Source organism: Rathayibacter agropyri, from assembly GCF_013249015.1.
GTDB classification, from domain to species: Bacteria; Actinomycetota; Actinomycetes; order Actinomycetales; family Microbacteriaceae; genus Rathayibacter; species Rathayibacter agropyri.
Window position 1 is genome coordinate 413,672 of sequence record NZ_JABRPL010000001.1, and the last position, 6,546, is coordinate 420,217.

Consider the following 6,546-nt stretch of genomic DNA (forward strand, 5'->3'; position numbering starts at 1 on the left):
AGACGCGCGCCCTCCGTTCGTGGGTGTCCTCAGCGGTAGGTGGGCTACTCTCCTGCCGCAGGCCCGTAGAACAGCCGCTCGAAGACGGCGCGCGAGCGTCGGGTCACGCCGAGGTAGTCATCCTCCAGGGCCGTTGCCGAGCCGGCCGGGTACTCAAGCAGGCGCGCGACCCCGTCGAGCTGGCGTCGGTCGGTCGGGAGGACGTCGCTCGTCCGATTCGACCAAAGGGTCGTCGCCGAGCGCACCCGGGAGGCGAGCAGCCAGGCCGCGCGAAGGCGCTCGGCGTCCTGCGCGCCAACCAGGCCCTCCTTCTCCGCAACGGCGAGGGCCGTGAGTGTAGAGGTCGTGCGCAGCGACGGCGTCCGGCGCGCATGCTGCAGCTGAAGGAGCTGTACCAGCCACTCCACGTCGCTCAGCGAGCCGCGGCCGAGCTTAAGGTGGCGGCGCGGGTCAGCGCCCTGGGGCAGCCGCTCGTTCTCGACGCGGGCCTTGATCCGCTTGACCTCGCGGATATCTCGGTCCGAAATCGTGCTCGGGTAGCGGACGCCGTCAGCCAACTCCTCGAAGTCGTCGATCAGCGCCCGGTCGCCCGCGACTCCCCTGGCTCTCAACAGTGCCTGCGCCTCCCAGGTCAGTGACCAGCGGGCGTAATAGGCACGGTAGGAGTCGAGCGAACGCACCAGAGGTCCGTTCTTACCCTCGGGACGCAGGTTGGCGTCAAGGTCGAGCGGGAGGCGTGAGTCCTCGGTCAGGCGCACGAGTTCGGCGACGAGGAACTGCGAGTAGAGCTGCGCCGGGTGCGGCTCGGCGGTGCCGGGGCGCTGGACATACATCACGTCGGCGTCGGAGCCGAAGCCGAGTTCTGCTCCTCCGTAGCGCCCCATGCCAATGATCGCGAACTCCACCTCCGCGCCTGGCCGGGTCGCACTGCCGCGCCGGATTGCCGTCAGCACGCCGCTGAGCAGTGCGCTGATGATGTCGGTGAGGCTCGCCGCGATCTCCTCGATCGTGCTCAGTCCAAGCACGCCGCCCATCGCCGTGCGCAACACCTCGCGCCGGCGCATCGAGCGCAGGACGGAGGCCACTGCATCGGGAGTCTCGTGGCGGGCAAGCACTGCTCGCACCTCCTCATCGAGCTGCGTGGCGCCCCGCGGGCGGAGGGCGTCGTCGTCCTCGAGCCACGCAGCCGACTCGGGAATGCCGTCCAGCAGCTCGCCGACGAAGCGCGAGCCCGAGAGCACCGTGGTGAGTCGCTTCGCTGCCCCGGAGGAGTCGCGCAGCATCCGCAGGAACCATGGCGTGCCGCCGAGGGCATCACTGAGCCGACGAAAGGCGAGCAGCCCGTAGTCGGGATCGGCGCCGTCGGCGAACCATTGCAGCATCACCGGCACCAGGTGGCGCTGGATACTCGCGCGCCGGGAGACGCCGGATGTCATCGCCGCGATGTGGGCGAGAGCGCCTCGCGAGTCTGTGAAGCCGATCGCCGCGAGGCGCGCCTCCGCCTGGCTCGTCGAGAGCTCGGCGCCGCCCTCCGGGAGCGCCGCGACGGCCGAGAGCAGGGGGCGGTAGAACAGGCGCTCATGTAGATCGCGCACCCGATGCTTGATGCCGTTCCAGACCGTGAGCAGTTCCTCCGCCGTGCGGGCGAGGCCACTGGAACGCGCCAGGGTGCGCAGTTCGTGCTCGTCGCGCGGCATGAGGTGCGTGCGCCGGAGCCGACGGAGCTGGAGGCGGTGCTCGAGCAGGCGCAGCGCGCGGTAGTCGTGCGCGAACTCCTCCGCCGCCGACCGTCCGATATAGCCACGGTCGGCGAGTGCGCCCAGGGCGAGGAGCGTGCCGGGCATGTGGATTTCGTCATCGGTTTGCCCGTGCACGAGCTGGAGCAGCTGGACGGTAAATTCGATGTCGCGCAGTCCGCCAGGGCCGAGCTTGATCTGGTGGTGCACGTCGTCGTGCGGGATGTGCTCCGTGACTCGCTCGCGCATTCGCTGGACGGACTCGACGAAGTTCTCCCGGGAGGCGCTCGACCACACCTTCGGGGCGACGGCGTTGACGTACGCGCGGCCGAGCTCGGGGTCGCCGGCGAGCGGGCGCGCCTTGAGCAGGGCCTGGAACTCCCAGCTCTTCGCCCAGCGGTCGTAGTACGTAATGTGCGACTCGAGAGTGCGCACGAGCGCGCCCTGCTTGCCCTCCGGACGGAGGTTAGGGTCAACCTCCCACAACTCGGGCTCCATCGCGGGTGCGGAGGTGCCCCGCATCAGCAGGACGGCGAGGCGTGTGGCAATGTCAAGAGCACGCGCGTTCGAGAGCTCGTGCTCGGGATCGCCCTCGGCGACGAAGATCACGTCGACGTCGCTGACGTAGTTGAGTTCGGAGGCGCCGGCCTTGCCCATGCCGATCACGGCGAACCGGGTCGCCGCCACGTCATCCCGCGGAAACCGACCGGGACCTGTGCCCTCGACGAGCTCGGTGCGAGCGACGGCGAGTGCGGCCTCCAGTGTGGCTCCTGCCAGGTCGGCGAGTGCGCGCGTGACGCGGTCGATTGCCGCGACCGGGTCGGGCCTGCTGAGGTCGTGCACGACGATGCGGGTGAGCAGGCGCCGGTACCGCACGCGCAGCGCAGCCCATCCCACCTCGTCCCGCAGCGTCGAGAAGCCGTCAACGGCTCCTACCGAATCGAGCAGTTCGCTCGTGAACTCGGCGCGTCCGGGCAGGGTCGGCACTGGCTCGAGGAGGCTCGCGATTTCGTCCGGCCGGCGCTGCAGGAAGTCGGCGAGACCGGAAGAGGCACCGATGACGAGCAGGAGCCGGGTGAGGGCCTCGTCGTCGGCGAGAACGTCGTCCATCCGGACGCGATGCTGACGCAGCAGACCGATCAGAGCGCTCAGCGCAGCATCCGGGTCGGCGACAGTGTCGAAGGCGGGCAGCACGGACTCGAGGTCGCGTCCGGCCAACTCCTCCGCCTCCGCCAGGCGCGCCCCGGTCTCGCCGAGAGCGGCGAAGCCGAGACGCGCGATGTCGCGGAGTGAACGTTCGCGCGGCATGACCGAGGGGTCAGAGCATCTCGAGGTTGCTGCGCAGCTCATACGGAGTGACCTGCGCGCGGTACTCGGCCCAGTCCTTCCGCTTGTTGAGCAGCACGAAGTTGAACACCTGCTCGCCGAGCGTCTCGGCGACCAGCTCCGACTCCTCCATCAGCGAAATGGCGCGGTCAAGGCTCGCGGGCAGAGCGCCGTATCCCAGCGCCCGGCGCTCGGCGTCCGAGAGCGCCCAGACATTGTCCTCGGCCTCGGCCGGTAACTCGTAGCCCTCTTCGATGCCCTTGAGACCCGCGGCGAGAAGCAACGAGTAGGCGAGGTAGGGGTTCGCAGCGGAGTCGAGCGCGCGGTACTCAATGCGCGAGGACTGGCCCTTGTTGGGCTTATAGAGCGGTACCCGTACCAGGGCCGAACGGTTGTTGTGGCCCCAGGAGACGTAGCTCGGCGCCTCGTCGCCGCCCCACAGCCGCTTGTAGGAGTTAACGAACTGGTTCGTCACCGCCGTGATCTCGGGAGCGTGCCTGAGCAGCCCCGCGATGAACTGGCGGCCAAGCTTGGAGAGTTGGTACTGCGCGCCCTGCTCGTAGAACACGTTGACGTCGCCCTCGAAGAGCGAGAGGTGGGTGTGCATGCCGGAGCCCGGGTGGCCGGAGAGCGGCTTGGGCATGAAGGTCGCGTACACGCCCTGCTCGATCGCCACCTCCTTGATGACCGTGCGGAAGGTCATGATGTTGTCGGCCGTCGTCAGCGCGTCGGCGTAGCGGAGGTCGATCTCGTTCTGGCCGGGGCCGGCCTCGTGGTGGCTGAACTCGACCGAGATGCCGAGGTCCTCCAGCATTCGAACGGAGCGTCGGCGGAAGTCGTGCGCGGTGCCACCGGGGACGTTGTCGAAATACCCTGCGGAGTCGACGGGCTCGGGCCCCTCGGCGCCAAACGTCGAAGACTTCAGGAGGTAGAACTCGATCTCGGGATGTGTGTAAAACGTGAAGCCGCGCTCAGCCGCCTTGGCGAGGGTGCGCTTGAGCACGTTCCGCGGATCGGCGACCGCAGGCTGACCATCGGGCGTGGTGATGTCGCAGAACATCCGCGCCGTCGGATCGATCTCACCCCGCCACGGCAGGATTTGGAACGTGGACGGGTCAGGATGCGCAAGCACGTCGGCCTCGAACGAGCGGGTCAGGCCCTCAATGGCTGAGCCGTCGAACCCGAGGCCCTCGGCAAACGCCCCCTCGACCTCGGCGGGCGCGATCGCGACTGACTTCAGCGTGCCGACGACGTCCGTGAACCAGAGGCGAACGAATTTGATCCCTCGCTCTTCAATCGTGCGAAGAACGAAGTCCCGTTGCTTGTCCATCCAGACTCCTTCTGTTTCGCCCTTCAGGCTACTGCCTCCGACCGGCGCCCGCGGGTCGCGGCGGGGGCGCCGGTAGAGTGGCGGCCATGTCAGCGCAGCCCGTGAAACGCGTTCGAACCCGCCACTTCCAGAACGCGAAGGAGTCGGGCGTGCGCATCACGGGTCTGACCAGCTACGACCAACTGACCGCGAAGATCTTCGACGAGGCGGGCATCGACTTTCTCCTCGTCGGCGACTCCGCCGGCAACACCGTCCTTGGTTACGACACGACCCTGCCGGTCACGGTGGACGAGCTGATTCCCCTGGCACGAGCGGTGGCGGGGGCCGTCGAGCGCGCCTTCGTCGTCGCGGACATGCCGTTTGGCTCCTACGAGTCCGGAGCCGACGACGCGCTGCACACTGCGTTCCGCTTCATGAAGGAGACTCACGCCCACGCGGTGAAGCTTGAGGGGGGCGTGCGCTCGGCGGAGCAGATCCGCCGCATCGTCGAAGCGGGCATCCCGGTCATGGCTCACATCGGATTCACGCCTCAGAGCGAGCACGGACTCGGCGGCCACATGGTGCAGGGTCGCGGTGAGGGGCTGGAGCAACTGCTCGCGGACGGCCGCGCTGTCCAAAACGCAGGCGCTTTCGCCGTTGTCCTTGAGATGGTGCCGGCAGACGCCGCTCGCCAGGTCACCGAGGAGTTGCGCATCCCGACGATCGGAGTCGGCGCCGGCCCCCACGTCGATGGCCAACTGCTGGTCTGGACCGACTTCGCTGGCTTCACCACGGGACGCATCCCCCGCTTCGTCAAGCAGTACGCCGACCTCCGCGGAGTGCTCACCGGAGCAGTGACCGCCTACCGGGAGGACGTCGAGTCCGGCACCTACCCCGGCACAGAGCACAGCTACGAATAGTCGGCCCTAGTCCTCGGCAGCGTCCTCCTCGGCCCACCTGCGGCTGTTTTCGTGCAGCCGCTCGAGCGCGTGCGCCGCCTCCTCCCGTGAGGAAAAAGGTCCGACCCGGTCAACGGAAGGGGACACGAAGCCCTGCTCCACCGCGCCGGCTTTGAGGTTGTACCACCAGGAGTTCGCGTCGCCGTCAGTCATGCGGCGATCCTATGCCGGCCGCCAGCGCGCCGCTTCCTTCGCGCTTCGCTAGCATGACGCGTATGACAGCTGAGGCAACGGCCATCGGGATCGACATCGGCGGAACAGGCATCAAGGGAGCCTCGGTTGACCTGGGCGGCGGGTCACTGCTCAGCGACAGGATGAAGCTCCCCACCCCTGTAGGCGGTCGGCCGAAGGACATCGTCGCGACAGTCGAGCGGATCCTGGAGGCGATTCCGGATCTGCCGTCGAGCGCCCCCGTCGGAATCTGCTTCCCCGCCGCCGTTGTGCACGGGCGAACCATGTCGGCGGCGAATGTCTCGGACGAGTGGATCGGCCTGGAGGCCGAGAAGCTGTTCGAGGACGCGATCGGGCGCACCATCTCCTTCGTCAACGACGCGGACGCCGCCGGATACGCCGAGTCGCGCTTCGGAGCTGCGAAAGACAAGGACGGACTGGTCGTCATGACCACGCTCGGCACAGGTATCGGCACCGCCCAGATCTACAACGGCGTGCTGATCCCCAACGCGGAACTCGGTCACCTCGAAATCCACGGCGGCGACTACGAGAAGAAGGCTTCGTTCGCGGCGAAGGAGCGGGACGACCTCGACTATAAGCACTGGGCGAAGCGGCTTCAGCGCTACTACTCACACCTCGAGGCCCTCCTCTGGCCAGACCTTTTCATCGTCGGCGGAGGCATCTCGAAGCACCACGAGGAGTTCCTCCCCCTGCTGGAACTGCGCACCCCGATCGTCCCCGCGGCTCTCCGCAACAATGCCGGCATCCTCGGCGCCGCTGCCCTCGCCGGAGTCGGATCGCGCTGAGCGGTGCTTGTCTCCACGGCGGTCCCTGCCCGGCGTGGCGCAGTCGGCTCCGCGACGGGAGACTTTCGCAGAGCGGGTCGCGAGCGGCTGCGGCGAAACGCTGACACGCGTTTCGACGGATCGCCTTGAGCGGTGCTTGTCTCCACGGCGGTCCCTGCCCGCCGTGGCGCAGTCGGCTCCGCGACGGGAGACTTTCGCAGAGCGGGTCGCGAGCGGCTGCGGCGAAACGCTGACACGCG

5 protein-coding genes are annotated in these 6,546 nt (G+C 68.1%); 2 read left to right on the forward strand and 3 right to left on the reverse strand.

From position 1 onward, the window contains the following. Positions 1–44: 44 nt before the first annotated feature. Together HRF29_RS01885 and HRF29_RS01890 are read right to left on the reverse strand one after the other, a co-directional pair. Entirely contained in the window at positions 45–3,044 is a 3,000-nt protein-coding gene (locus tag HRF29_RS01885) for a bifunctional [glutamine synthetase] adenylyltransferase/[glutamine synthetase]-adenylyl-L-tyrosine phosphorylase (RefSeq protein WP_173243840.1), read from the reverse strand. A 10-nt stretch (positions 3,045–3,054) separates the two neighbouring features. Next, positions 3,055–4,392: a glutamine synthetase family protein gene (locus tag HRF29_RS01890; RefSeq protein ID WP_173243843.1), complete on the reverse strand. Its 1,338-nt coding sequence runs from the start codon at positions 4,390–4,392 to the stop codon at positions 3,055–3,057. Positions 4,393–4,478: 86 nt separating this feature from the next. Between HRF29_RS01890 and panB the strand changes: the two genes are divergently transcribed. Continuing rightward, positions 4,479–5,291, forward strand: coding sequence for a 3-methyl-2-oxobutanoate hydroxymethyltransferase (gene panB, locus HRF29_RS01895; RefSeq protein ID WP_173243846.1), 813 nt, complete (start codon positions 4,479–4,481; stop codon positions 5,289–5,291). Between the two features lie 6 nt (positions 5,292–5,297). Here the strand turns inward: panB and HRF29_RS01900 are convergent, their stop codons facing one another. Beyond that, positions 5,298–5,483 (reverse strand): SPOR domain-containing protein, encoded by a 186-nt coding sequence (locus HRF29_RS01900; protein ID WP_173243849.1) that lies wholly within the window; start codon positions 5,481–5,483, stop codon positions 5,298–5,300. A gap of 62 nt (positions 5,484–5,545) precedes the next feature. On the opposite strand from HRF29_RS01900, the gene ppgK reads away from it, so the two are divergent. Next, positions 5,546–6,307, forward strand: coding sequence for a polyphosphate--glucose phosphotransferase (ppgK, locus tag HRF29_RS01905; protein WP_173243852.1), 762 nt, complete (start codon positions 5,546–5,548; stop codon positions 6,305–6,307). Positions 6,308–6,546: the final 239 nt, after the last annotated feature.